The following is a 25,561-nucleotide window of genomic DNA, read 5'->3' as shown; positions in this document are numbered from 1 at the left end:
GGCCCCGCGTCTTGTCGCGCGGCGGCGTGCCGCCTAGGCTCCGATCAACTCTTGGAAATCGGAGAATGCCATGTCGCCAGCCGAAGCGCGCCTCAAGGAAGTGCCGTCGAACATGACCGAGGCCGAATGGTCACAGCGGGTCAATCTCGCCGCCGCCTACCGGCTGGTGGCGCTGTTCGGCTGGGACGACCTGGTGGACACTCACATCTCCGCCCGCGTGCCCGGCCCCGAGCATCACTTCCTGATCAACCCCTACGGCCTGCTGTTCGAAGAGATCACCGCCTCCAGCCTGATCAAGGTCGACCTCTACGGCAATCAGTTGTCCGAGAGCGAGTACAGCATCAATCCCGCCGGGTTCACCATCCATTCCGCGATCCACGAGGTGCGCGAGGATGCCGGCTGCGTCATCCATCTGCACACGCTGGACGGCGTCGCCGTGTCGAGCTGCGCCGACGGCCTGCTGCCGCTGAACCAGATCGCGCAATACGTGACCCACGACCTCGCCTATCACGACTATGAAGGCGTGGCGCTGGACCATGACGAGCGGCCGCGGCTGCAGCACGACCTCGGCAGCAAGAACCACATGCTGCTGCGCAATCACGGCACGCTGACGGTCGGCCGCTCCGTCGCCTCCGCCTTCGAGCGCATGTATCATCTGGAGCGCGCCTGCTCGATCCAGGTGCGCACCCGCACGCTCGGTCCCTCGGCCTATCCGGTGCGCGACGAGGTCATCGACAAGAACGCGAAGCTGTTCGACAACGAGGATCGCGTCGAGCTGCGCTCCAATCAGTTGGTGTGGCCGCCGCTGCTGCGCCGGCTCGATCGCCTCAACCCGGGCTACCGGAATTGATTTTTCGCCGATGATCGGCTAGCCTGAGTTCATCACCCTCTACGCTTTCGGAGTCAAACGCCGCCCAATTCCGGGCGGCGTTTTCATTCGTCCGGCGATGTCCCTCGTCAGCAGCACCCGGCCCGAGCCGAGCCATGCCGCTCGGCCGGGCCGTGCACTTGCTGCAGCTCCTCGGCCAGCCGGCGCTCGACGAAGCGCCGCTCGTGCTCGGCAAGGCGGGTGGCAAGCAGCTTGCGATAGCGCCGCACATTGGCCTCGCGCGAGAACCGCAGGCGGGCGGCGGGCCGCATCCTGCCGCTAGCGGTGCTGTCCATCGCAGCGCCATCGGCCTCGACATCGACGCGCGGAACGATGCGCATGGCCGCCCCGCCGCGCGGGCGCGGCGGCTGATCCTCGCGGTCGAGCTGACGCAGCGCGCCGAGCACATCGGCCAGATGCAGCGGCCTGGAGATGCCCGGAATCTTGCGCAGGCCCGGCTGCGACTCGACGGCATACATGTCCGACGCCCAGGACGACAGGATCAGCCGCTTCTCGGCCAGTGACAGCTTGCGGTCGTTCAGCAGGTCGGCCGGCGCCTCGTAGTGCGAGACCGGATGGAATCCGGCTCTGCCCGCGGTGATCGAAAAACGGTGCTCGCTCATGGCGTCTCTCCCCTTCCACTCCTTTCACAAGAGACAGATGCTGCAAGGGCGCGGGCGACACGCCGCCCGCGCCGCAACTCGAACAAGGCGTCAGGCCGCCTTCTGCTGCGCGATCTTCTCGACCGGCACTGTACCGATGGCGATGCGGCGCGGCTTCATCGCCTCGGGGATCTCGCGCACGAGCTCGATCCGCAGCAGGCCGTTGTCGAACGCCGCGTTGGTCACCTGCACGTAGTCGGCGAGATTGAACTGCCGCTTGAACGGCCGCGACGAGATGCCTTGATAGAGATATTCGCGGGTCTCCTTGTCGCCCTTGCGTCCTTCCACCGTGAGCACGTTGTGCTCGGCGGTGATCGACAGCTCGTCCGGCGCGAACCCCGCCAGCGCCAGCGAAATCTGGTAGCGGTCGTCGCCGAGCCGCTCGATGTTGTACGGGGGATAGTTGTCCTCGACCGCGCGCTGGGTCTCGTCGAGCAGATCGAACAGACGGTCGAAACCGATGGTCGAACGCCACAGCGGAGAGAAGTCGTAGGTCCTCATAGCCAAGTCCTCCTGAGAGCAAGATGGATACGAAGGAGCGCCGAGCCGATGCGGACTTCAAAGTCCCGGAGATGTCTGAGTACCAAGAGACTTGGTACAAGAGACTACTGAGTACCAGACAACCGGTCAGCGCCCAGATTTCGACCGGGCCCTGATGGCACCCGGCGCCGCCGAAGCGGCAGCAGACGAATTAGAACAACCGATATCCATTTCAAGAGGGGAAGATCGAATTTTTTGTCGCAGCCTTTTCGCGGCGCAACACCCGTCAGGCGGCCACGGCAGACAGCCGCTGCAGCCGCATCGTCGCCTCCCGGAGCACGCTGACCAGCCGGTCGCGCTCGCGCTGATCGATGTCACCGCGCGACAGCACGGCCTGGCAGTGTGCCACCACGCGCTGTTCGCTCTCGATCAGAAACCGTGTCAAGCGACGCGGATCGCCCATGCTCATGACGGAGGTCGGGTTGGGCGGCGGATGATCGTATTGCCAGGCTGGCATGATCGGGCCTGCGAGCTCGCGCTGCTGATGAGACCGGGCGGCGCGACAGCGCTCAACCACACCTCCCGTCGACCGTCGGTCCGTTCTCAGCCGGCTCACCGAATGCAATTGTGGCCGGTTGTGGACGGATTGCGGTCGTTGGCCTGATTGATAGCTGCGCGTTGTGGCCGATCCACGACCTCACGGGGCAGCGATCAGTTGTTTGTCGATATTTCTTTCGGGGAGCCGGGGGTGGCTGCGGCCAGCCGCCCCCGGCTGCATCGGATCAGAAGTCCATCGACGGCGCGGCCGCGGTGGCGTCGGCCTTCTTCGGCTTGTCCGCCACCAGCGCCTCGGTGGTGATCAGCAGCGAGGCGACCGAGGCCGCGTCCTGCAACGCGGTACGGACCACCTTGGCCGGGTCGATCACGCCGGCCTGCACCAGATCCTGGTACTCGCCGGTCGCGGCGTTGAAGCCCCAACCATAGGCATCCTTCTCCAGGAGCTTGCCGACCACCAGCGAGCCGTCCTCCCCGGCGTTCTGCACGATCTGCCGCACCGGCACCTGGATGGCGCGGCGGACGATGTCGACGCCGGCCTTCTGGTCGGCATTGGCGGTCTTGACGCCGTCGAGCACCTTGGTGGCGCGCAGCAGCGCCACGCCGCCGCCGGGCAGGATGCCCTCCTCCACCGCGGCGCGGGTGGCGTGCAGCGCATCGTCGACGCGGTCCTTGCGCTCCTTGACCTCGACCTCGGTGGCGCCGCCGACCCGGATCACCGCGACGCCGCCGGCGAGCTTGGCCAGCCGCTCCTGCAGCTTCTCGCGGTCGTAGTCGGAGGTGGTCTCCTCGATCTGCAGCTTGATCTGCTGCGCGCGGGCCTCGATGTCGGCCTTCTTGCCGGCGCCGTCGACGATGGTGGTGTTCTCCTTGTCGATCACGACCTTCTTGGCGCGGCCGAGCATCGACAGGGTCACGTTCTCCAGCTTGATGCCGAGATCCTCGGAGATGGTCGTGCCGCCGGTGAGGATCGCGATGTCCTCCAGCATCGCCTTGCGGCGATCGCCGAAGCCCGGCGCCTTGACGGCCGCGATCTTCAGGCCGCCACGCAGCTTGTTGACGACCAGGGTCGCCAGCGCCTCGCCCTCGACGTCTTCAGCCACGATCAGCAGCGGCTTGCCCGACTGCACCACGGCCTCGAGCAACGGCAGCATGGTCTGCAAGCCCGACAGCTTCTTCTCGTGGATCAGGATGTAGGGATCCTCGAGCTCGACCCGCATCTTCTCGGAGTTGGTGACGAAGTACGGCGAGACATAGCCGCGGTCGAACTGCATGCCCTCGACCACTTCCAGCTCGGTATCGAGGCTCTTGGCCTCCTCGACCGTGATCACGCCCTCGTTGCCGACCTTCTGCATGGCCTCGGCGAGGAAACGCCCGATCTCATTGTCGCCATTGGCCGAGATGGTGCCGACCTGGGCGATCTCGTCGTTGCTGGTGATCTTCCTGGCGTGCGCCTTGAGGTCCGCGACGATCGCGTCGACGGCGAGATCAATGCCGCGCTTGAGATCCATCGGGTTCATGCCGGCGGCCACCGACTTGGCGCCCTCCTTCACGATGGCCTGGGCGAGCACGGTGGCGGTCGTGGTGCCGTCGCCGGCGAGATCGGCGGTCTTCGAGGCCACCTCGCGCACCATCTGGGCGCCCATGTTCTCGAACTTGTCCTCCAGCTCGATCTCCTTGGCGACCGTGACGCCGTCCTTGGTGATGCGCGGCGCGCCGAACGATTTCTCGATCACGACATTGCGGCCCTTGGGGCCGAGCGTGACCTTCACGGCATTGGCGAGGATGTCGACGCCGCGCAGCATGCGGTCGCGCGCGTCGGTGGAAAACTTCACGTCCTTGGCAGCCATGTTCGTCGTCTCCTTTCCTTCGATGACTGTCAGTTGGGGATCAGGCGGCCTTCTTCGCCGCGGCGGGCGCGTCGATGATGCCGAGCAGGTCGCTCTCCTTCATGATCAGGAGATCCTTGCCGTCGATCTTGACCTCGGTGCCCGACCACTTCGCGAACAACACGCGGTCTCCCGGCTTGACGCCGAGGGCGACCTGCTGCCCCTGCTCGTTCCGCGCCCCCGGACCCGCGGCAACGATCTCGCCCTCCTGCGGCTTCTCCTTCGCGGTGTCGGGAATGATGATGCCGCCCTTGGTCTTCTCCTCGGCATCGATGCGGCGCACGAGCACGCGGTCGTGCAATGGACGGAAATGCATGCACATCCTCCTTTACAGATCAGCGATGTCATAAGCCTCGGGTCCCATCAGGCCCCCGGGCGAGCAACGACCTAGGAAAGCCGAACTTTTCGTTCAAGAGGGTCACGCAAATTTTTTGGCACTCTCGGGGAACGATTGCCAGCCCGGCTCTTGAACCGGGCCGGCCGCCTTCCCAGCTCTGTCGTCGCCAAAAAATCCTGATCGCGCTTGTTGGGGATCACGATGCAGCTTCCGCCTTCTCTCCGGGCCGTCCTGGCGCCTGCCATCCTGCTTTGCCTGATGACCGGGCCTGCCTTGGCCCAAATTCCCGATCTCAAGCTCGGCCGGGTGCCGACGCTCGCGCCGCTGGTCAAGGAGGTGACGCCGGCCGTCGTCAACATCTCGGTCGAGGGCAAGGTCCGCCAGGACAACCCGCTCTACCAGGACCCGCTGTTCCGCGAGTTCTTCGACGTGCCGAAGCAGGTCGAGAAGCAGATCAGCGCGACCGGCTCCGGCGTCATCGTCGATGCGCAGCGCGGCTACGTGATGACGGCCAACCACGTCGTCGAACACGTCACGACAGCGCAGATCCGCACCAAGGACGGCCGCAAATTCGCCGCCCGCCTGGTCGGGCGCGATCCCGCCACCGACATCGCGCTGCTGCAGATCAGGGACCCGATCGAGCTCAGGGCCATCGCACTCGGCGACAGCGACGCGCTCGAGGTCGGCGACTTCGTGATCGCGGTCGGCAACCCGTTCGGCCTCGGCCAGACGGTCACCTCGGGCCTCGTCAGCGCGCTCGGACGCACGGGCCTGGGCAAGCAGGGCTACGAGGATTTCATCCAGACCGACGCGGCGATCAATCCCGGCAATTCCGGCGGCGCGCTGATCAATCTGCGTGGCGAGCTGGTCGGCATCAACACCGCGATCATCTCGCCCGGCGGCGGCAATGTCGGCATCGGCTTCGCGGTGCCGATCAACATGGCGCGACGGGTGATGGAGCAGCTCGTCGCGAACGGCCGCGTCGATCGCGGCCGCATCGGCGTGACCCTGCTCGACCTCGACGCGCCGGCCGACGGCCGCATTCAAGGCGCGCGCGTCGCCGACGTCACCGTGGGCTCGCCGGCCGAACGCGCGGGGCTGCGCAAGGGCGACATCATCGTGAAGGCGAACGACATGCCGGTGCGCAGCGCCACGCAGGTGCGCAACCTGATCGGCCTCACACCGGTCGGGCAGCGCGTCCGCCTCGTGTTCGAGCGCGACCGCGCGCTCGGCAATGCGACAGTGGAGGTCGCGCCGGTCGCCGAAGAACGCGCACGTGCGCGGACTTCGGGTTGACAATTCAACTTCAGTACGCTGTGAGCTGCGCATACCACGTGGAGTAAATTTTTACCGTGCATCAAGCATGCAGCGAGACGCCGATACCTCTCTAAATGCCTGTTAAGTGCCGTCGCGCTTATTGCAACCCCGCGGAGGTATTGAAATGCGGGGTGATGGTTTGTCGTTCAGTTTGCCACGCTGGCGCGTGACGCGCTGGCTGGCCGACCCGGGATATCCGGTGTCATCAGATATCCGCGCCGCATTGACCGGCGAGCTCTACGGCTGCTGGTCGGTGTTCGCCGGCGGCGCCATCAACACCGTCGCCGTTGCTGCTGCGCTGGCGCTGCGCACACCGAGCCCGCTGTTCATCACCTGGTTCGTGCTCGAGGTCGCGGTCTGCCTGTCGCGGCTGGTCGTGATGATGATCGCCTACCGCCGGGCGCGCGAGCGGCTGGCGACGCCGACCGACATCCACATCCTGCTGTCGGTGGCCTGGAGCGCCAGCGTCGGCTTCGGCGTCGGCATCAGCCTCGCGTCCGGCGACTGGGTGGCCGCGTCACTGACCTGCATCTCCTCGGCCGCCATGGTCGGCGGCATCTGCTTTCGCAATTTCAGCGCGCCGCGCCTCGTCGGCACGATGATCCTGTTCAGCATCGGCCCCGTGATCCCCGGCGTCGCGACGTCGCATGAGCCGCTGTTGTTCGCGATGTATCTGCAGATGCCGGTCTACTTCCTCGCCATGACCGGCGCGGCGTTCCGGCTCAACAGGATGCTGGTGGCGGTGATGCAGGCCAAACGCGAGAGCGACGAGCGGGCGCGGCTCGATCCGCTCACGGGTCTGTCCAATCGCGCCGGCCTGATCGATGCGCTGCAGAGCAGGCTCAACGCCGGCGGCGATCGCAGCTTTGCCGTCCTGTATCTCGACCTCGATGGCTTCAAGCCGGTCAACGACACCTTCGGTCATGCCGCAGGCGATGAGCTGCTGAAGATCGTCGGCCGGACGCTGCGGCAGACCGCCTCTTCCGACGACGTCATCGCCCGGATCGGCGGCGACGAATTCGTCGTGCTCGCCGGTGATCCGGCGATCGACCACGCGCTGGCGCTCGGAGAGCGCATCATCGAGGTGATGACCGCGCCGATGGCCCTGCCGGGCGGCGCGCATGTCCAGATCGGCATCAGCATCGGCATTGCCGTCGCGCCCGAGCACGGCACCGATCCGGAAGCCCTGCTGTTCGCGGCGGACGCCGCATTGTATGAAGCCAAGTCGAGCGGGAAATCCTGCTGGCGATTGGCTTCGGCCGAAGCCAACCTCGCAGCGCTGCGCAAAATCGCCGGCGGCGATCTCGCGGCGAAGTCGGTCGCCAGCGCGGCTTGAGTTCAGCCTCGTGCAAAACAATCAGCGCCGTCGCGGTCGTAGCCCGGACGAGCGCCTGCACTACCGTGGCATCTCCGCGAGCGCGGCGAGGATGCGGGCCCAGGAGCGGATGCCCTTGTGGTAGCTCTTCAGGTCGTACTTCTCATTCGGCGAATGAATGTTGTCGTCGTCGAGGCCGAAGCCGACCAGCAGTGAATCGAGACCGAGCGTCTTCTTGAAATCGGTGACGATCGGGATCGAGGCGCCCGAGCCCATCAGGATGGTCTCCTTGCCCCACTCCTCGGTCAGCGCCTGCTTGGCAGCCGCCAGCGGCTTCATGGTCCAGTCGAGCGCGATCGCAGCGCCGGCCGAATGGTCGCCGAACTCGACCGAGCAGTCGCCGGGAATGCGCGCCGAGACGTAGTCGCGGAACGCCTTGCGGATCTTCAGCGGGTCCTGGCCCTCGACGAGGCGGAACGAGACCTTCGCATGCGCCAGCGACGGGATCACGGTCTTGGAGCCCTCGCCGATATAGCCGCCCCAGATGCCGTTGATGTCGCAGGTCGGTCGCGACGAGATCTGCTCGATCAGCAGACGATCCTTCTCGCCGGCGGGAATCGACAGGCCGATCGGCTTGAGAAAGCTCTCGGGCGTCAGGTTCAGCTTCTTCCACTGCTCCAGCACCTCAGGCGGAACGTCCTTCACGCCATCATAGAAGCCGGGAATGGTGATGCGGCCGTCGGCGTCGAACAGGCCGCCGAGGATCTCCGTCAGCACGCGGATCGGATTGCGCGCGCCGCCGCCGAACACGCCGGAATGCAGGTCGCGATTGGCGGCCTTGATCTTGATCTCCTCATAGAGCAGGCCGCGCAACGAGGTGGTGATCGCCGGCGTGTTCGGGTCCCACATGCCGGTGTCGCAGACCAGCGCGAAATCGGCCTTGAACTCGTCCTTGTTGGCCTCGAGGAACGGCACGAAGTTCTTGGAGCCGACCTCCTCCTCGCCTTCGATCAGCATGGTGATGTCGAGCGGCAGCGCCCCCGTCACCTTCTTCCAGGCGCGACAGGCCTCGACGAAGGTCATCAGTTGGCCCTTGTCGTCCTCGGCGCCGCGCGCGACGATGATCTTGCGGCCGTCGGCGTGATCGGCGACCACAGGCTCGAACGGCGGCCGGTGCCAGAGGTCGAGCGGATCGACCGGCTGCACGTCGTAATGACCATAGAACAGGACATGCGGCTTGGCGGCGCCATGACCGTTGCTCTTGCCGACCACGGCCGGATGGCCGGCGGTCGGGCGCACCTCGGTCGCAAAGCCGAGCGTCGCAAGATCCTTGGCGAGGTGATCGGCCGCCACCCTGCAATCGTCAGCAAAGGCCGGATCGGCCGAGATCGACTTGATGCGGATCAGCGCAAACAGCCGTTCCAGGCTGTTGTCGAAGTCGGCATCGATGTGATCGAGAACGGATTGAAGCTGCGCATTGGCCATGGCCACCGGATCCTTCGCATGTAACGGCTATTGGCCCGCTTGTAGCTCCGTTGCGCGGTCCGGGCCAGCCTCATGCAAAGGCAGAAGATGCCGCCTGCGCCGCAGTCGGCGCAGAGGACATGACAAGGCCATCACGCCGGCCGGGAACAAGGCGCCCTGTCAACGCCGCAGCAGTCCACCAAGCGCGCCCCGCACGAGAGAACGGCCGATCGAGCCGCCCAGCGAGCCGCCGACCTGCTTGCCGAGATCGGCCGCGATGCCGCCGACCACCTTGTCCGTGACCGAGCGCGCGACGTTGCGCGCGATCACCTGCGTGGTCGAGAGCTGGCCGCGCTTGACATTCGTGCCGAAGATCGTGGCGGCGATGTCGCTGATCTTGCCGAGCACGCCGCCGGAGGAGGCATCCGTCGTCACGGCGGTTCCGCTAATCCGCTTCTGCAGCAGCTCGTAGGCGGACTCGGCGTCGATCGCGGTGTCGTATTTGCCCTTGACCGGGCTTGCAGCGATGACCGCCTTGCGTTCCTCCGGCGTGACCGATCCGATGCGCGCCGACGGCGGCCGGATCAGGACGCGCTCCACCATCGCCGGCGTGCCATTGCCCTCCAGGAACGACACCAGCGCCTCGCCCTTGCCGAGCTCGGTGATCACCTTGGCGGTGTCGAGCTTGGGGTTGGGACGGAACGTATCGGCGGCGGCAGCGACGGCCTTCTGATCGCGCGGCGTGAAAGCGCGCAGCGCATGCTGCACGCGGTTGCCCAATTGACCGAGCACGCGATCGGGAACGTCGAGCGGATTCTGCGTGACGAAATAGACGCCGACCCCCTTGGAACGGATCAGCCGCACCACCTGCTCGATCTTGTCCATCAGCGCCTTGGGCGCATCGTTGAACAGCAGATGCGCCTCGTCGAAGAAGAAGACGAGCTTCGGCTTGGCGACGTCGCCGACCTCCGGCAGCTCCTCGAACAGCTCCGACAGCATCCACAGCAGGAACGTCGCGTAGAGCCGCGGGTTCTGCAGCAGCCTGTCGGCGACGAGGATGTTGATCATGCCGCGGCCGTCGCGGTCGGTCTTCATGAAGTCGGTGAGCGCCAGCGCCGGCTCGCCGAAGAACTTCGTGCCGCCCTGGTTCTCGAGCACGAGCAACTGGCGCTGGATCGTGCCGACGGTCGCGCGCGTGACATTGCCGAACGACTGCGCCGCCTTCCGGATCGGCGCCAGCGGGTCGGCGTCCGCATCCGCGCCCTTCTTGGCTTCCGGAATGATGGCGTCGAGCAGCGCGCGCAGATCCTTCATGTCGATCAGGGCGAGGCCGTTCTCGTCGGCGACGCGGAACGCGACGTTGAGCACACCTTCCTGGACATCGTTCAGGTCGAGCATCCGCGCCAGCAGCAGCGGTCCCATCTCGGTGACGGTGGCGCGCACCGGATGCCCCTGCTCGCCGAACACATCCCAAAATACCGTCGAGAACTGATCGGGTTGATAGGTGAGGCCGAGCTCGGTGGCGCGCTTGAGGATGAAGTCCTTCGCTTCGCCGGTTTGCGAAATGCCCGAGAGATCACCTTTGATATCGGAGGCGAAGACCGGAACACCGGCACGGGCAAAACCTTCGGCCATCACCTGCAGCGAGACCGTCTTGCCGGTGCCGGTCGCGCCGGTGACCAGTCCATGACGATTGGCAAGCGCAAGTGTCAACCAAGCCGGCTGCTCGCCGGCACCCACGAAGATCTTGTCGTCGGTATCAGCCAGGGGTTTTCCGGATGGTGCCATGATGATCCATCTTTCGAGAGAGAATGTTTCGCATCACACGTGGTGCGGAGCATCGCGTACGATAACATAGTTGAGTTTCGCGAATTGGAACCGGCGTCAGGTGCCTCACCTCTTCGCACGGCACGCACTTTTCTTAGCATTGGTGCCGCGCGATGCGCACGTTTGGTACGTAGATTCAACATCCGGTCTTGCATCGCTGCAACAGTTCATCGTCGATCGCGAATCGATTCGCGCACCGACCCGGCTCCTCGCTTGTAATTCACGGATCGTCCGATCAAGATGAATTCAGCGAGAGGACGTCCGGTCGTGGGGGACCGGATGAGACGGGGTTCACATGAACGAGTTGATTGAGCCGCTGGCCAGAACGGCCGGCATCAGTAAAGTCGTGGCTGAAATCATCGGCATCGGGCCTGACCTCCTCAGCGATATTGGATGGCGACGGCAGGGGCAGCAGCCGTCAGCCGGTGAACTTTTTGCGTTCGGCCGCGACCAAATCGAAGCCGATCAGTTGGCACGATCGCGACAGGCACACCCGGCCTGAGCCGGTTGCCCCAAGCCCGACCGCCTGGGCCAGATCATCTGAAGCACCTTCGCGCGCGCCGAGTATCATGACATATCCGATCACCGAACTCGAAGGCATGACGACCTTCTATGCCGCCAAGCTGAAAGCTTTGGGCATCCGGACCACCGACGCATTTCTCGAAGCCGCCCGGACCGTGAAAGGGCGCAAGGCGCTGGCCGCCAAGACCGGCATCAGCGAGCAGCAACTGCTCGATTGGGCAAACGCCGCCGATTACATGCGCATTCCCGGCATGGGCAAGGCCAAGGTCTGCCTCGTCCGCGCAGCCGGCGTGACCACCGTGCGCGAGCTGGCGCACCGCAATCCGGCCCGGCTGGCGCAGAACATCAAGGAAGTGAACACCCGGCGGAAGCTGGTTCGCATCCTGCCGTCGGAGAGGTCGGTCGGCCAGCTCATCGAAAAGGCGCGGCGGCTGGAGCCGAAGATCAGCTATTGATCGGCTCTGGATTGACCGCGCTTGTGCAGTGCGACACCTTGACTTGACGGTGCCAACCGCGCAAAGCGGCGCCCATGAGCGCCATTTCGCCGCACTCCGCCCCGGACCTCGCGTCGAGCCACCCGCTGCTGCGGCCGTGGCTTTCGCGTCCATTCCCGGCGGTGATGGGCATTCTCAACGTCACACCGGATTCGTTCTCGGACGGCGGCCGTTTCGATGCGCCGGAACGGGCGATCGCGCAGGCCGAGCGCATGATCGCGGCCGGCGCCGACATCATCGACATCGGCGCCGAGTCGACCCGCCCCTACAAGGGCGCGGTGCCGGTCACGGCCGAGGAGGAACTGGCGCGCCTGCGACCGATCCTGCCTGCGATCGTCGCACTCGGCGTGCCCGTGTCGATCGACAGCATGAAATCTCAAGTTGCAGGTTACGCGCTGGACCATGGTGCCGCGATCGCCAATGATGTGTGGGGCCTGCAGCGCGATCCCGCGATGGCCACGGTCGTCGCCGCGCATGGCGCGCCGGTCGTGGTGATGCACAACCGTGCTGCCGTCGATCCGGAGATCGACATCATCGAAGACATGCTGGGCTTCTTCACGCGCTCGCTGGACATCGCGGCCAAGGCCGGCATCCCCATTGGGAACATCGTGCTCGATCCCGGTATCGGCTTCGGCAAGACGCCGCAGCAGAGCATGACGGCGCTGGCCCGGCTCGATGCATTCGCATGCTTCGGGCTGCCGCTGCTGGTCGGCGCATCGCGAAAACGTTTCATCAGCACCGTGGTGGCGTCGGAGCCGCAGGAGCGGCTTGGCGGCTCGATCGCGGCGCATCTGATTGCGGCTCGGCGCGGTGCTGCAATCATCCGGGCGCATGACGTCGCCGAGACGGTTCAGGCCGTGCGCGTGGCCGCGGCAATCGAGGCACTGCGATGACCGATACGATCTTCATCAAGGGCGTTCTCATCCACGCGCGTCATGGCGTGATGGAGCATGAGAGCGAGGTCGGCCAGCGCTTCGTCATCGACCTCGAACTCTACACCGATCTGTCGGACTCCTCGCGCAGCGACCGCCTCGCCGACACCGTGTCTTATTCCGACGTGGTGGAGACGGCGACGGCGGCGTTCAAGGACACCAACTACCGCCTGCTCGAACGCGCGGCCGGCGCGGTCGCCGATGCGATCCTGTCGACCTTCGCCCGCATCCGCGCCGTCAAAGTGACCGTGCACAAGCCGCATGCGCCGATCGCCGCCATCTTCGAGGATGTCGGCGTGGTGCTGACGCGCTCCCGGCATCCGTAACCCCGATGGCGAGCGCGCTGATCGCTCTCGGCGGCAATGTCGGCGACGTCAGGGCGACGTTCCGGCGCGCCATTCCGGAGATCTGCGCGCGTGCCTCGGCTGCGCTCGTTGCGCGGTCGTCCGACTACACCACGCCGCCTTGGGGCGAGGAGCAGCAGCCGACCTTCATCAATGCCTGCATCGAGATCGCAACCGCGATGCCCCCACGGCGGCTGCTCAGCGCTCTGCACGCGGTCGAACGCATGTTCGGCCGCGATCGCACGCAAGAGACGCGTTGGGGCCCGCGGACGCTCGACCTGGATCTGATCGCCTATGACGACATCGCGGTCGACACGCCCGATCTGACGCTGCCGCACCCCCGGCTGTTCGAACGCGGCTTCGTGCTGGTGCCGTTGTCCGAGATCGTGCCGGCGCGACGGATTGCCGGGCGCCGCGTCGACGAGGCCGTGCTCGCCGTTTCGCGCGACGGAATCCGGCCGCTGCCGTCAGCCGAATAGCTGACATCTCCGGCCAAACAACCGTTTGGCTTGGCCGCCCTGACGTGGCATTTTGCGCCACAACAATCGCGATAACAGACGCCCCGGGAGACGCGTACCGACATGACGACCGAGACCGACGATCTGCGACTGGCTGCCGATTTCGCTCCGGCCGGCGAGGCGGACTGGCGCAAGCTGGTCGATGGCGTGCTGAAGGGTGCGGCCTTCGAGAAGCTGGTCGGCAAGACCTATGACGGGCTCGAAATCCAGCCGATCTATCCGCGCGCCAAGCATGCCGCGCCGGTCGCGGGCCGCGCACCATCGTCGCCATGGCAGATCATGCAGCGCATCGATCATCCCGATCCGGCCAAGGCCAATGCGCAGGCGCTGATCGACCTCGAGAACGGCGCGACCGGTTTGTCGCTGGTGTTTGCCGGCTCGAATGCCGCGCATGGCTTTGGCCTCGCCGCCAACGCCGACGCGGTGGCGCGCGCGCTCGACGGCGTGCATCTCGATGCTGCGATTGCAATCGAATTGCAGCTCGGTGACTCGCTCTCGCCCGCCTCGCTTGTCGCCGATATCGTCAAGCAGCGCGGCATCACGGCCGCGGCCTGCGACATCCGGTTCGGCCTCGATCCGATCGGGGACGCCGCTGTTCGCGGCGCAAGCACGCATGACGCATCGACGCTCGGCGGCAATTCGGGCGCGCTGGTCAGGCAGCTGCACGAGGCCGGCTTCAAAGGCCCGTTCTTCGCCGCCGACGGCCGCGTCGTGCACGTCGCCGGCGGATCGGAGGCGCAGGAGCTCGCCTTCGTGCTCGCCTCTGGTGTCGCCTATCTGCGGGCGCTCGAAGCCGAAGGCATCGCGCTCGAGACCGCGCGCGGCATGATCTATGGCCGGCTCGCCGCCGACACCGATCAGTTCCTCACGCTGGCGAAATTCCGCAGCCTGCGCCGGCTGTGGGCACGCGTCGAGGAGGCGTGCGGGCTGGCACCGAAGCCGCTCTTCATCTCGGGCGAGACGGCGTGGCGCATGCTCACCCGGCGCGATCCTTACGTGAACATGCTGCGCGCCACCATCGCCGTGTTTGCGGCCGGGCTCGGCGGCGCCAACGCCGTGACGGTGCTGCCGCATACGACCGCGCTCGGCCTGCCCGACGCGTTCGCGCGCCGCGTCGCCCGCAACACGCAACTGGTGCTGCTGGAGGAAAGCAATCTCGCCCGCGTCGCCGATCCGGCCGCCGGCGCCGGCGGCGTCGAGGCGCTGACCAGCGAGCTGTGCAGCGCCGCCTGGGCCCTGTTCCAGGAGATCGAGAAGGCCGGCGGCGTGGGCGCGGCTCTGCAGACCGGGCTGATCCAGTCCAAGGTCGCCGCGGTCAAGGCGGTGCGGGATGCCAACATCGCGAGGCGCCGCGACGTGCTGACCGGCGCCAGCGAGTTTCCAAATCTCAACGAGGCCGCGGTCGCGGTCGAAGCGCTCGCACCGGTGGCGCCGCAACCGATCGACAAGGCTTCGCTCACCTTCGCCGCGCTCGCGCCGATCCGTCTCGCGGACGGTTTCGAGAAGCTGCGTGATCGCTCGGACGCGCTGTTGGAGCGCCAGGGACAGCGCCCCTCGGTGTTCCTCGCCAATCTCGGCACCGCCGCCGACTTCACCGCGCGCGCCACCTTCGCCCGCAGCTTCTTCGAGGCCGGCGGTATCGCCGCGATCGACGGCCAGGGCGGCGCCGATCCGGCCGCGCTCGCAGATGCCTACCGCGCCTCCGGCGCCGCGATCGCCTGCCTTTGCTCGTCCGACAAGGTCTATGCCGACGCCGCGGTTCCCGCTGCCAAGGCCCTTCAGGCCGCCGGCGCGCGACATATCTATCTGGCAGGCCGCGGCGGCGAACAGGAAGCTGCGCTGCGCGAGGCCGGCATCGGCAGCTTCGTCTTTGCCGGCGGCGACGCATTGAAGACGCTCGCGGACGCCTACGCGCATCTGGAGTCAGCATGACCGACGAAAGCAAACCCGTCCTCACCGGCGGCTGCCAATGCGGCGCGATCCGCTACGCGCTGATGTCGGCGCCGAGCAAGGTCAGCATCTGCCATTGTCGGATGTGCCAGAAGGCTTCGGGCGCGCCGTTCGCGTCGTTCGCTGAAATCAACAATGAGAGCTTCGCCTGGACCCGCGGTCAGCCGGCCGCGTTCCATTCCTCCTCGATCGCGATGCGCGACTTCTGCAGCCAATGCGGCACGCCCCTGAGCTTTCGCCGTATCGACGGACCGCGCATCGAGATCATGACCGGGACCTTCGACCGGCCGGACCGGGTGGTGCCGACGCGGCAATATGGCTCGGAGTCGCGGCTCGGCTGGGTGGTCGCGATCGCCAACCTGCCGAGCCAGACCACGCAGCAGAACTACGGACCGGAGAAGATGGCTGGTGTCGTCAGCCATCAGCATCCGGATCATGATTAAGCGATGAGGACACGAGGCCATGAGCCGCATTCCTGATTTCAGCGCCATCGCATTCGAACCCATCGCAGCCCCCGCGCCCGCGGGGGCCGCCGAGCCGTGGCTGACGCCGGAAGGCATTCCGGTGAAACCGGCCTATGGCGAGGCCGATCTCGCCGGCATCGACTTCCTCGACACCTGGCCCGGCATTGCGCCCTATCTGCGCGGTCCCTACCCCACGATGTATGTCAACCAACCCTGGACCGTCCGGCAATATGCCGGCTTCTCCACGGCGGAGGATTCCAACGCCTTCTACCGGCGCAACCTCGCCGCCGGCCAGAAGGGCCTGTCGGTCGCGTTCGATCTCGCCACCCATCGCGGCTATGATTCCGATCATCCGCGCGTCGGCGGCGACGTCGGCATGGCCGGCGTCGCGATCGACTCGATCTACGACATGCGCACCTTGTTCGCCGGCATTCCGCTCGACCAGATGAGCGTGTCGATGACCATGAACGGCGCGGTGCTGCCGATCCTCGCGCTGTTCGTCGTCGCCGCCGAAGAACAAGGCGTGCCGCCGGAGAAGCTGTCGGGCACCATTCAGAACGACATTCTGAAAGAGTTCATGGTGCGCAACACCTACATCTATCCGCCCTCGCCCTCGATGCGGATCATCTCCGATATCTTCGCCTTCACCTCGCAGCGGATGCCGAAGTTCAACTCGATCTCGATCTCCGGCTATCACATGCAGGAGGCCGGCGCGACGCAGGACCTCGAGCTCGCCTACACGCTCGCCGACGGCGTCGAATATCTGCGCGCCGGCATCGCGGCCGGGCTCGACGTCGACCGCTTCGCGCCGCGGCTGTCGTTCTTCTGGGCGATCGGCATGAACTTCTTCATGGAGGTCGCCAAGCTCCGCGCCGCGCGGCTTCTGTGGGCCAAGCTCCTGAAGCCGTTCAATCCGAAGGACACGCGCTCGCTGTCGCTGCGCACGCACAGCCAGACCTCGGGCTGGTCGCTGACCGCGCAGGACGTCTACAACAACGTGGTGCGCACCGCGGTCGAAGCGATGGCCGCCACGCAAGGCCACACACAGTCGCTGCACACCAACGCGCTCGACGAGGCGCTGGCGCTGCCCACCGACTTCTCCGCGCGCATCGCCCGCAACACGCAATTGTTCCTGCAGCAGGAGAGCGGCACCACCCGGATCATCGATCCCTGGGGCGGCTCGTACTATGTCGAGCGCCTCACCCGCGATCTCGCCGCGAAGGCCTGGGGCCACATCCAGGAGATCGAGGAGCTCGGCGGCATGGCCAAGGCGATCGAGGCCGGCGTGCCGAAGCTGCGCATCGAGGAGGCCTCGGCCAAGACCCAGGCGCGGATCGACACCGGCCGCCAGTCCGTCATCGGCGTCAACAAGTACAAGCCGACCGACGAGCCGCCGCTCGACGTTCTCAAGGTCGACAATTCCACCGTGCGCCGGCTGCAGATCGACAAGCTGTCGCGGCTGAAGTCCGAGCGCAAGCAGGCCGAGGTCGACGCGGCGCTGGCGGCGCTGACGCGCTCGGCCGGCGACGGCAACGGCAACCTGCTGGCGCTCGCGATCGACGCCGCGCGCGCCAAGGCCACCGTCGGCGAGATCTCCGACGCGCTGGAAAAGGTGTTCGGCCGCCACCGCGCCGAGATCAAGTCCATCACCGGCGTCTACAAGCGGGAGATCGCCGCCATGTCCGGCAAAGCCGAGAAGCTGCAGGCGCTGATCGAGGCGTTCGAGGAGGCGGAAGGCCGCCGGCCGCGCATCCTCGTCGCCAAGATCGGCCAGGACGGCCACGACCGCGGCCAGAAGGTGATCGCGTCCGCTTTCGCCGACATCGGCTTCGACGTCGACATCGGGCCGCTGTTCGCTACCGCCGACGAGGCGGCGCGGCAGGCCGTCGAGAACGACGTCCACATTCTCGGCGTGTCGTCGCTCGCCGCCGCGCATCTCACCGCGGTGCCGGAGCTCAAGGCCGCGCTCAAGAAGCAGGGCCGCGAGGACATCATGATCATCGTCGGCGGCGTGGTGCCGCCGCAGGATTACGACGCGCTGTACAAGTCCGGCGCGGAAGCGATCTTCCCGCCGGGCACCGTGATCGCCGACGCCGCCGAGGAACTGATCCACAAACTCAACGCGCGGCTCGGCCACAGCCAGGCAGCGGAATAGTTTTTCGAATCCGCGAGCGCAGCTCTCCGGCGTACGATCGTCAGATCGTGCGCCGCTACGTTTTTGCAGATGAACCTCAGCATTCCCTGGCGATACGCATCTTCACCCATCGGATATTGATAGCCATGACCCGTTCGACACTTTGCGTTGCTGCAATCCTTGGCCTGTTTTCGTTCGCACCCGCCCTTGCCGCCGATCCCAAGCCGGACGCCAGCATCAACACGAAGGCGGTCGAGGCCAACGTGACGCTCGATGCCCGGATCAAGGCTGATGCGCCGCTCGCGGCCTATTGCCTGGCCGACGGCAAGAAATGGATCGACAAGAACGCCGCCGACGCCGCCAAGGAGCGCAAGGAAGATCCGGAAACGTTCCGCGACGGCAAGTGGTCGTTCGAGCGCAAATATTCCGTGCGCTCGGTGGTCGCCGACCGCTACGTCAGCATCCTCCGAGACGACTACATGGACACGCGCGCCGCGCATCCCAACAGCGACGTCAACACCATCCTCTGGGACAAGGCCGCGGCCAAGCCGATCAGCATCCGCCCGTTCTTCACCGAGACCGCCGACAATGGGCCTGCGATGAAGGCGATGCTGAATGCGGTGGTCAGCTCGCTGAAGGCCGAGAAAAAGAAGCGCGACGCGACGGAGACCGCGACCGCCGAATGGTTCAAGGGGCTGGAGCCGAAGCTGCTCAAGATCGGCGCCGTGACGCTCGCTCCCTCCACGGAGGCCGGGAAGAGCTCCGGCCTGACCTTCCACTACCCGCCTTACGCGGTCGGCCCCTACGCCGAAGGCCAGTACGTCGCCTTCGTGCCGTGGGAGACGCTGAAGCCGTATCTGTCACCGGAGGGCCAGGCGATCTTCGGCGGCGCCAGGCCGAAGGGGGATGCGGAAGACCAGTGAAGCCAACCGGCGGCCGTGCAGCCGATGGCTGGATATGCTAGACTGTTCTCATGAACGACGTCGCTGACATTCGCCTCATGACGATCATCGGCCGGCTGCAGGCCCTTGCGCCGGCCCTGCGAAAGGCCGGCATCACGCGACTGTCGCTGTTCGGTTCGCGTGCGCGCGGCGACTCCCGTCCTGACAGCGACCTCGACGTTCTCGTGGAAACCACGCCCCCCGGACTCCCTCCCGCGTTCGATCACTTCAAGGCGCAGCACCTTATCGAGGACGACATCGGACTGCGCGTCCAGATCACGCAACGGGCGCTGTTGAAGCGGCGGATCGCCGATCGAATTGCCGATGACCTGATCGAGGTGTTTTGAGGTGCCTCCGACCGTCGAAGACCGGCTACGGGACATTGCCGAAGCCATTGCGGAAATCGAACAGCTTGTCGCCGGCGCCGATCTCGCGGCCTTCAGCTCTGACCGCCTGTTGCGCCTGGCAACCGAGCGCCTGCTCGAGATCATTTGCGAGGCCTCCCGTAGCATTCCAGACAGCATCAAGAGCGAGAGTCCGACCATCCACTGGCGGAAAATGATCGACTTCGGAAACCTGCTGCGGCATGCCTATCATACCACCGACGTCGCCGTCGTCTGGGATGTCATAGCCAGTGAACTGCCGGCTTTGAAAACGTTCGTCAGCGGCAAGCTCACCGACTTGAAGTAGAATGATCTCGCGGGGCACCGACACCACCTCATTGGCCGATGCGCTCCGCGCCGGCAGCCGCGCCGCGCTGGCGCGCGCGATCACGCTGGTCGAGAGCCGCCGTGCCGACCACCAGGCCGCCGCGCGCGAGCTGGTGCAGGCGCTGCTGCCGCAGACGGGGCACGCGATCCGCGTCGGCATCACCGGCTCGCCCGGCGTCGGCAAGTCGACCACGATCGATGCGCTCGGCATGTACCTGATCGGACAGGGCCACAAGGTCGCGGTGCTCGCGGTCGACCCGTCCTCGGCGCGCACCGGCGGTTCGATCCTCGGCGACAAGACGCGGATGGCGCGATTGTCCCATCACGAGCACGCCTTCATCCGCCCCTCGCCCTCGTCGGGCACGCTCGGCGGCGTCGCCGCCAAGACGCGCGAGGCGATGCTGCTGTGCGAGGCTGCGGGCTTCGACGTGATCCTGGTCGAGACCGTCGGCATCGGCCAGTCCGAGACCGCGGTCTGCGACATGACCGACTTTTTCCTTGCGCTGATGCTGCCCGGCGGCGGCGACGAGCTGCAGGGCATCAAGAAAGGCCTGGTCGAACTCGCCGACATGATCGCGATCAACAAGGCCGATGGCGACAACATCAAGCGCGCCAACATCACCGCCGCCGACTATCGCGGCGCGCTGCATCTGCTCAGCCCGCGCTCCGAGCACTGGCATCCGCCGGTCGTCACCTACTCCGCGATATCAGGCACGGGCATCGCCGAGCTGTGGCAGAAGGTGATCGATCATCGCAAGGCGATGGTCGCGTCCGGCGAGTTCGCCGCGCGCCGCCGCGACCAGCAGGTGAAATGGATGTGGACCATGCTGGAGCAGCGCCTGATGGCCCGGCTGCGCACCGACCCCTCCATTCGTACGAAAGTGAAGAAGCTGGAGACCGACGTTGCCGAGGGCCGCGTCGCGCCGGCGCTGGCCGCCGAGCAGCTTGCGGAGATGCTGAATTGACCGAGCGGCTGCGCCTCCTGATCACCGGATTCGGCCCGTTTCCCGGCGCGCCGTCCAACCCGACCATGCCGCTGGTGAAACGGCTCGCGGCGCTGCGGCGCCCGGCGCTGGCTGATGTCGACATCTCCAGCCACATCTTTCACGTGACCTACGATACCGTCGATCGCGAGCTGCCCGCATTGATCGCCGAGCGGCGCCCGCATGCGCTGTTGATGTTCGGCCTCGCGGGACGAACATCCTATCTGCGGATCGAGACCCGTGCCCGCAACGCGGTCACCACCACCTTTCCCGATGCCGACCGCCACGTCGCGCGCAAGGGCCTGATCGTCCCGGGCGCGCATCCGATGCTATTCGGCCCGCACATGGCGCGACTGCTGCGCGCGGCACGCGCTACCGGCATCGATGCGCGGGCTTCGCGCGATGCCGGCAGCTATCTTTGCAACTATCTGAGCTGGCGCGCGATCGAGGCGACCAGGGCCGCCGACGGCCCGCGGCTCGCCGCCTTCATCCACATCCCGCCGCTGCCGCGCTCCGGCACGGTACTGCCACAAGGCAGCCCCCGCATCACGCTGGACGCGCTGGTCGATGCCGGCGAAGCCATGCTGATGGAGCTGGTGAAGCTGGCGCGGCATCGAGGCCGAGCGTAAAGATTTAACCCTACCCGCAACAAACAGCCGCTGCAACCGTCCGACCAAGCCGGCCGTGAGCGCTTTTGCGTTATCTCGGCAAGCGAGAACTGACCAACGCGAGCCTGACATCATGGACGTCAACCGCCGCAACCTGCTCGGGACTTCAGCGGCCGCCGCTGCCGCCGTGCTGGCGCTGCCGAGTGAACCGGCGCAGGCTGTCCCGCTGATCTCCACGCTCGGCCGCGACGCCACCCAATTTGGCGTCAAGCCCAACAGCCCGGATGACCAGACCCGTGCCCTGCAGCGCGCGATCGACGAGGCGGCGCGGGCGCAGGCGCCGCTGGCGCTGCCGCCGGGCACCTACCGGACCTCGATGCTCAGGCTCGCCAAAGGCAGCCAGTTGGTCGGCGTCCGCGGCGCCACGAAGCTCGTGTTCACCGGCGGCGGCCCGTCGCTGCTCTCGGCAGAAGGCGCCGATGGCCTCGGTATCAGCGGCATCGCGCTCGACGGCGGCGGCATCGCCCTGCCCCAGCGGCGCGGCCTGCTTCACGTTGCAGCCGGCAACGATGTCAGGGTCCAGGACTGCGAGGTCACGCGCTCCGGCGGCAGCGGCATCTGGCTCGAGCAGATCTCCGGCGATGTCAGCGGCAACGTCCTGACCGACGTCGCCGTCACCGCGATCGTGTCGTTCGATGCCCTCGGCCTGATCGTGTCGCGCAACACCATCAAGGGCACGCGCGACAACGGCATCGAGATCCTGCGCACCGCGATCGGCGACGACGGCACCATGGTGCTCGACAACTTCATCGCGGACATCAAGGCCGGCCCCGGCGGCTCGGGCCAGTACGGCAATGCCATCAACGCCTTTCGCGCCGGCAACGTCATCATCAGTGGCAACCGCATCAGGAATTGCGACTACTCGGCGGTGCGCGGCAACTCGGCCTCCAACATCCAGATCGTCGGCAACAGCGTCAGCGACGTGCGCGAGGTCGCGCTCTATTCCGAGTTCGCGTTCGAAGGTGCCGTGATTTCGGGCAATACGGTGGACGGCGCCGCCTTCGGCGTCTCCGTCTGCAACTTCAACGAAGGCGGCCGCATCGCGGTGGTCCAGGGCAACATCATCCGCAACCTCATCCCGAAGCGGCCGATCGGCACAGCACCCGACGACGATGCCGGCATCGGCATCTATGTCGAGGCGGACTCCGCGGTGACCGGCAACGTGGTCGAGAACGCCCCGTCCTACGGCATCGTCGCCGGCTGGGGCCGCTATCTGCGCGACGTCGTGATCTCCGGCAACGTCATTCGCAATGCGCTGGCGGGCGTCGGCGTGTCGGTCGTCCCAGGCGCGGGCACGGCCATGGTCAGCAACAACATGATCTCCGGCACGCCGCGCGGCGCCGTGATCGGGCTCGATCACATCAAGCCGGTCACCTCGGACCTGACGCAGGACGGCGCGCAGCGCTTTGCGCAGCTGACCGTCAACGGCAACGCCGTCACACGATGAGAAACTAGTACGCGACCGCCAGCGCCGGATAGCGGCGCTCGATGGCGTCGAGATCGACAACGGGCTCGTCATACTCCGCATCGGATTCGATGCCGATGCTCAAGGCCTGCTCTAGCGCCGACATGTCGATGCGCGGCGCCGCGAGGGTCAGTTCCGCGGCGAGGTCGTCTGCGGCGACATGGTCCGGTTCGATAACCTCATGGGGCTCCAGATCCTCTGTGCCGAGTTCGACCTCGGACTCGACGATGATCTCGGACGCCGCGAGGATGGTTTCGAGCGAGCGCGGCAGAGCGATCGGCCGGTGCTCGTGCGGATGGACGTGGCGCGCGATCGGCTCCGGCTCGGCGAGGCGCACGGGAGCCGGTGGCGCGGCCAACACCGGGGCCGGCCTCTGACTCGGCACGATGCTCACCCTCTCGGGTTCGGCGCGGGACAGGGCCTGCCAGGTCTGCACCGCAGCCTTGGCGTGCCGGAGATCGTCGAGAAACGACTGCTCGGTGTAGTAGCGGCGCCAGCGGCCGCTATCGAACAGCTCGGTGAGATGGTCGAGGCGTCGTTCGGCAAGCGCGCACCAGCGCGCAGCCAGTTCGCGGCTGCAAGCCACGTCCGGTCGATGTGTCATAGGGGAGCCCGCAGAAAATGGGACGGACGCACTCGGCACGAATCAACGCAACGTGACGTGAATATTTTGTGGAAAAGGTTAACAAAGTCTAGCTAATGCCATGTTGTTTGGTGGCCAAACCGTAGTCGTGCGGAAATTTTGTCCGTGTTTTTTCGGGCATTGGCCAGGCGCGGCAACACGAACGCGACCAACGGCATCCCTAGATAACCCAAAGATGTTCCCCTCGGGGGGCGAGACACTGCCGGATGTCGACGTTGCCGGGCTTCGACCTCGCCCAAAATGAAAGACCCGTCCGGGGGGACAACCGGACGGGTCGAGCCATATGGGCGCTTGGGGTGGATGGGCGCTCGCGCCGTATATAGCCTTGGGGAGGGGATCACCGCTCCCACATGCTTTCTGTCGTGACCGCCCCGCTGCACGTTCAAAGCGAGCGGGAGAATTTCGGAACGTTCACGAAAACGTTGGCGTCATTGCTGCGCGGGCCGGAGCGCGGCGCCGGCTGGAGATGCCTCTGTCACCGCGGCCGATGCCGGGCGCAGCTCGCGAGCCGCCGCGGGCTCCGTTTGCAGCCCCGCGGAAGGCACAGCAGCAGCAGGCGCATCCTGCGGCGAGACCACGGCCTGGACCGCCGCGAGGGCATCCGCCTCCCCTGCTCCGAACAGATCGTCACGTCCGGGCGTGCCGAGATCGCGCGCTGTGCGCGTCAGCACGGTCCGCACCGTCTCGGGCTTCAGCGCCGGATTGCGCTCCAGCACCAGCGCCGCAAGCCCGCTGACATAGGCCGCGGAAAACGAGGTGCCGGAGATGATCTGATATTTTCCGTCGGGCGCCGGCAGGAATATCCCGGCGCCGGGCGCGGCCAGCGCGATGTAGTTGCCGCGGTTCGACGCCGGCAGCAGCTGGTCCCTGTCGTCGGTGGCGCTGACGGCGATGACGTTTGGATTGCCCGCGGGATAGAGCGGCGGCGACTTGGCGCCGGCATTGCCGGCGGCCGCGACCATCACGACGCCCTTGGCAGCGACGGCCGCGATCGCGCGCTCGATCACCGCATCCTTCGGGCCGGCGAAGCTCATGTTGACGATCTGGGCGCCGTGCAGGGCCGCGTAGTCCAGCGCCTTCAGGATTACATAGGAGCTGCTCTCCGGCCCGCCGCCCTTCTTGCCGACGCCGAACGCACGGATGGCGATGATCCGCGCATAGGGCGCGCTGCCCATCAACCGCTTGTGCGATACGATCACGCCGGCGATGCCGGTGCCATGCACATCCGGCCCCTCGTCGCCGCCGAGCGCGTCGAACACGTCGAACGACGCGTCGGCGAATTCCGGGTGCCTGAGATCGACCCCAGAATCGATCACTGCGATGGTGACATTGGAGCCCTGGGCCAGCCTGTGCGCTTCCGGCAGCCGCAGCTTCGCCAGCGCGTATTGCGCCGGATCACCCTCGACGGGTGCTGCGCTCTGCTGCTGCAGCGTATAGCGATAGTTCGGCTGCACCGAACGCACCCTGGCATCTGCCGCGAGCGCACGGCTGACCGCCTGCACCGAGCGGCGATCGGTGATCCTGAACAGACCGATGGTGGCGCCGATCAGCGGAAAGCGCTGCGAGCTGATGCGCTGCAGGCCATGGCGACGCGCCAGCGCATCGGCCTGGTCGGTCGAGAGAGAGTCATCGATTTCGGCGACGATCTCGTTGGCGATGGTCCGTAGATCGACCGCGGCCGCAACCTTCGGCTCGCGCCGCTGCGTCACCCTGGCGGAGCTGCCCTTGTCCAATTTTCCCTGGGCTCGCCGACCCTGCCCATCCCCCGTCACCGACGGGTGGTCGAGACATTCGCCCGAGACGCTGCGATCCGCCGGGTTGCAGGACGCCTGCAGGTTCGGTGCAAATCGCGCATTGGGCAAGGCCGGGCGCGGCGCCATCCCGGTCGGCGGCGGCGCGCGCAGCGCGGTGCCCGGGTTGATGCTCGGCACCCGGCTCGGGATGTTGATGGTGGGCGAACGCATCATCGCCTGGGCATGGGCACTGAGGTCGCCACCTGCGAAAGCAGGCATTGTGACGACGATCAGCATCGCAACCGATCTGGCGAAGCGTAGCGGCGAACTCGACGACATGAAGCCT

Annotated in this window: 26 protein-coding genes; 17 read left to right on the top strand and 9 right to left on the bottom strand. The window is 66.4% G+C overall.

Annotation, left to right across the window (positions count from 1 at the left end; translation table 11 throughout):
• Window positions 1-70: 70 nt before the first annotated feature.
• A complete protein-coding gene (locus ACQR1D_RS10060) occupies window positions 71-850 on the top strand; it encodes a class II aldolase/adducin family protein (RefSeq protein WP_316218097.1) in 780 nt (259 codons plus the stop codon).
• A 107-nt stretch (window positions 851-957) separates the two neighbouring features.
• On the opposite strand, the gene ACQR1D_RS10055 is transcribed toward ACQR1D_RS10060, so the two are convergent.
• The 5 genes from ACQR1D_RS10055 to groES all read right to left on the bottom strand — a co-directional run bounded on the left by ACQR1D_RS10055 (window position 958) and on the right by groES (window position 4,770).
• Window positions 958-1,491, bottom strand: coding sequence for a hypothetical protein (locus tag ACQR1D_RS10055; RefSeq protein WP_434837906.1), 534 nt, complete (start codon window positions 1,489-1,491; stop codon window positions 958-960).
• A 90-nt stretch (window positions 1,492-1,581) separates the two neighbouring features.
• The gene (locus ACQR1D_RS10050; protein WP_315804216.1) at window positions 1,582-2,031 is read right to left on the bottom strand and encodes an Hsp20 family protein; all 450 of its coding nucleotides are present in this window, start codon (window positions 2,029-2,031) and stop codon (window positions 1,582-1,584) included.
• 265 nt (window positions 2,032-2,296) lie between these two features.
• Window positions 2,297-2,527, bottom strand: a complete 231-nt coding sequence (locus ACQR1D_RS10045; protein WP_315716108.1) for a hypothetical protein — start codon at window positions 2,525-2,527, stop codon at window positions 2,297-2,299.
• A gap of 265 nt (window positions 2,528-2,792) precedes the next feature.
• A complete protein-coding gene (groL, locus tag ACQR1D_RS10040) occupies window positions 2,793-4,415 on the bottom strand; it encodes a chaperonin GroEL (protein ID WP_315804217.1) in 1,623 nt (540 codons plus the stop codon).
• A 40-nt stretch (window positions 4,416-4,455) separates the two neighbouring features.
• Window positions 4,456-4,770, bottom strand: a complete 315-nt coding sequence (groES, locus tag ACQR1D_RS10035; protein WP_316182572.1) for a co-chaperone GroES — start codon at window positions 4,768-4,770, stop codon at window positions 4,456-4,458.
• 222 nt (window positions 4,771-4,992) lie between these two features.
• On the opposite strand from groES, the gene ACQR1D_RS10030 reads away from it, so the two are divergent.
• Window positions 4,993-6,087, top strand: a complete 1,095-nt coding sequence (locus ACQR1D_RS10030; RefSeq protein ID WP_434837905.1) for a trypsin-like peptidase domain-containing protein — start codon at window positions 4,993-4,995, stop codon at window positions 6,085-6,087.
• A gap of 145 nt (window positions 6,088-6,232) precedes the next feature.
• A complete protein-coding gene (locus tag ACQR1D_RS10025) occupies window positions 6,233-7,444 on the top strand; it encodes a diguanylate cyclase domain-containing protein (RefSeq protein ID WP_434837904.1) in 1,212 nt (403 codons plus the stop codon).
• A gap of 60 nt (window positions 7,445-7,504) precedes the next feature.
• On the opposite strand, the gene ACQR1D_RS10020 is transcribed toward ACQR1D_RS10025, so the two are convergent.
• The gene (locus tag ACQR1D_RS10020) at window positions 7,505-8,908 is read right to left on the bottom strand and encodes a M20/M25/M40 family metallo-hydrolase (RefSeq protein WP_434837903.1); all 1,404 of its coding nucleotides are present in this window, start codon (window positions 8,906-8,908) and stop codon (window positions 7,505-7,507) included.
• A 159-nt stretch (window positions 8,909-9,067) separates the two neighbouring features.
• On the bottom strand, window positions 9,068-10,675 hold the full coding sequence (locus tag ACQR1D_RS10015) for a helicase HerA-like domain-containing protein (protein ID WP_316218103.1): 1,608 nt from the start codon (window positions 10,673-10,675) through the stop codon (window positions 9,068-9,070).
• A gap of 334 nt (window positions 10,676-11,009) precedes the next feature.
• On the opposite strand from ACQR1D_RS10015, the gene ACQR1D_RS10010 reads away from it, so the two are divergent.
• The 14 genes from ACQR1D_RS10010 (at window position 11,010) to ACQR1D_RS09945 (ending at window position 22,821) form a co-directional block, all read left to right on the top strand.
• Complete coding sequence (locus tag ACQR1D_RS10010) at window positions 11,010-11,216, top strand: hypothetical protein (RefSeq protein ID WP_434837902.1); 207 nt, start codon at window positions 11,010-11,012, stop codon at window positions 11,214-11,216.
• 67 nt (window positions 11,217-11,283) lie between these two features.
• Window positions 11,284-11,691 (top strand): DUF4332 domain-containing protein, encoded by a 408-nt coding sequence (locus tag ACQR1D_RS10005; RefSeq protein ID WP_315804224.1) that lies wholly within the window; start codon window positions 11,284-11,286, stop codon window positions 11,689-11,691.
• Between the two features lie 74 nt (window positions 11,692-11,765).
• Window positions 11,766-12,623: a dihydropteroate synthase gene (folP, locus tag ACQR1D_RS10000; protein ID WP_315804225.1), complete on the top strand. Its 858-nt coding sequence runs from the start codon at window positions 11,766-11,768 to the stop codon at window positions 12,621-12,623.
• The gene (folB, locus tag ACQR1D_RS09995; RefSeq protein ID WP_315804226.1) at window positions 12,620-12,988 is read left to right on the top strand and encodes a dihydroneopterin aldolase; all 369 of its coding nucleotides are present in this window, start codon (window positions 12,620-12,622) and stop codon (window positions 12,986-12,988) included. The genes folP and folB overlap by 4 nt, the downstream gene beginning before the upstream one ends.
• Window positions 12,989-12,993: 5 nt before the next feature.
• Window positions 12,994-13,485 carry a 2-amino-4-hydroxy-6-hydroxymethyldihydropteridine diphosphokinase gene (folK, locus tag ACQR1D_RS09990; protein WP_315804227.1) on the top strand — a complete coding sequence of 164 codons (492 nt, stop codon included), beginning with the start codon at window positions 12,994-12,996 and terminating at the stop codon, window positions 13,483-13,485.
• Between the two features lie 102 nt (window positions 13,486-13,587).
• A complete protein-coding gene (locus ACQR1D_RS09985) occupies window positions 13,588-15,456 on the top strand; it encodes a methylmalonyl-CoA mutase subunit beta (protein WP_315804228.1) in 1,869 nt (622 codons plus the stop codon).
• A complete protein-coding gene (locus tag ACQR1D_RS09980) occupies window positions 15,453-15,917 on the top strand; it encodes a GFA family protein (RefSeq protein WP_315804229.1) in 465 nt (154 codons plus the stop codon). Before ACQR1D_RS09985 ends, ACQR1D_RS09980 begins: the two co-directional genes overlap by 4 nt.
• A 19-nt stretch (window positions 15,918-15,936) precedes the next feature.
• On the top strand, window positions 15,937-18,093 hold the full coding sequence (gene scpA, locus ACQR1D_RS09975) for a methylmalonyl-CoA mutase (RefSeq protein WP_434837901.1): 2,157 nt from the start codon (window positions 15,937-15,939) through the stop codon (window positions 18,091-18,093).
• A 125-nt stretch (window positions 18,094-18,218) separates the two neighbouring features.
• Window positions 18,219-18,995 (top strand): DUF3298 and DUF4163 domain-containing protein, encoded by a 777-nt coding sequence (locus tag ACQR1D_RS09970; protein ID WP_315804231.1) that lies wholly within the window; start codon window positions 18,219-18,221, stop codon window positions 18,993-18,995.
• Window positions 18,996-19,045: 50 nt separating this feature from the next.
• Window positions 19,046-19,360 carry a nucleotidyltransferase family protein gene (locus ACQR1D_RS09965; RefSeq protein ID WP_315804232.1) on the top strand — a complete coding sequence of 105 codons (315 nt, stop codon included), beginning with the start codon at window positions 19,046-19,048 and terminating at the stop codon, window positions 19,358-19,360.
• A 1-nt stretch (window position 19,361) separates the two neighbouring features.
• A complete protein-coding gene (locus ACQR1D_RS09960; RefSeq protein ID WP_315804233.1) occupies window positions 19,362-19,703 on the top strand; it encodes a HepT-like ribonuclease domain-containing protein in 342 nt (113 codons plus the stop codon).
• A gap of 1 nt (window position 19,704) precedes the next feature.
• Window positions 19,705-20,688, top strand: a complete 984-nt coding sequence (gene meaB / locus ACQR1D_RS09955; protein WP_316238696.1) for a methylmalonyl Co-A mutase-associated GTPase MeaB — start codon at window positions 19,705-19,707, stop codon at window positions 20,686-20,688.
• Window positions 20,685-21,335, top strand: coding sequence for a pyroglutamyl-peptidase I (locus tag ACQR1D_RS09950; RefSeq protein WP_315804235.1), 651 nt, complete (start codon window positions 20,685-20,687; stop codon window positions 21,333-21,335). Before meaB ends, ACQR1D_RS09950 begins: the two co-directional genes overlap by 4 nt.
• 112 nt (window positions 21,336-21,447) lie before the next feature.
• Window positions 21,448-22,821, top strand: a complete 1,374-nt coding sequence (locus ACQR1D_RS09945; protein ID WP_434837900.1) for a TIGR03808 family TAT-translocated repetitive protein — start codon at window positions 21,448-21,450, stop codon at window positions 22,819-22,821.
• A 4-nt stretch (window positions 22,822-22,825) separates the two neighbouring features.
• Here the strand turns inward: ACQR1D_RS09945 and ACQR1D_RS09940 are convergent, their stop codons facing one another.
• Together ACQR1D_RS09940 and ACQR1D_RS09935 are read right to left on the bottom strand one after the other, a co-directional pair.
• Complete coding sequence (locus ACQR1D_RS09940) at window positions 22,826-23,443, bottom strand: TIGR03809 family protein (protein WP_315804236.1); 618 nt, start codon at window positions 23,441-23,443, stop codon at window positions 22,826-22,828.
• Between the two features lie 467 nt (window positions 23,444-23,910).
• Window positions 23,911-25,554 (bottom strand): S8 family serine peptidase, encoded by a 1,644-nt coding sequence (locus ACQR1D_RS09935; RefSeq protein ID WP_315804237.1) that lies wholly within the window; start codon window positions 25,552-25,554, stop codon window positions 23,911-23,913.
• Window positions 25,555-25,561: the final 7 nt, after the last annotated feature.

The sequence above is a fragment of the Bradyrhizobium sp. HKCCYLRH2047 genome (assembly GCF_051168175.1).
Classification (GTDB): Bacteria; Pseudomonadota; Alphaproteobacteria; order Rhizobiales; family Xanthobacteraceae; genus Bradyrhizobium.
Note: the sequence above shows the minus strand (reverse complement) of the source record. Positions and strands in the feature narration are given on the sequence as shown.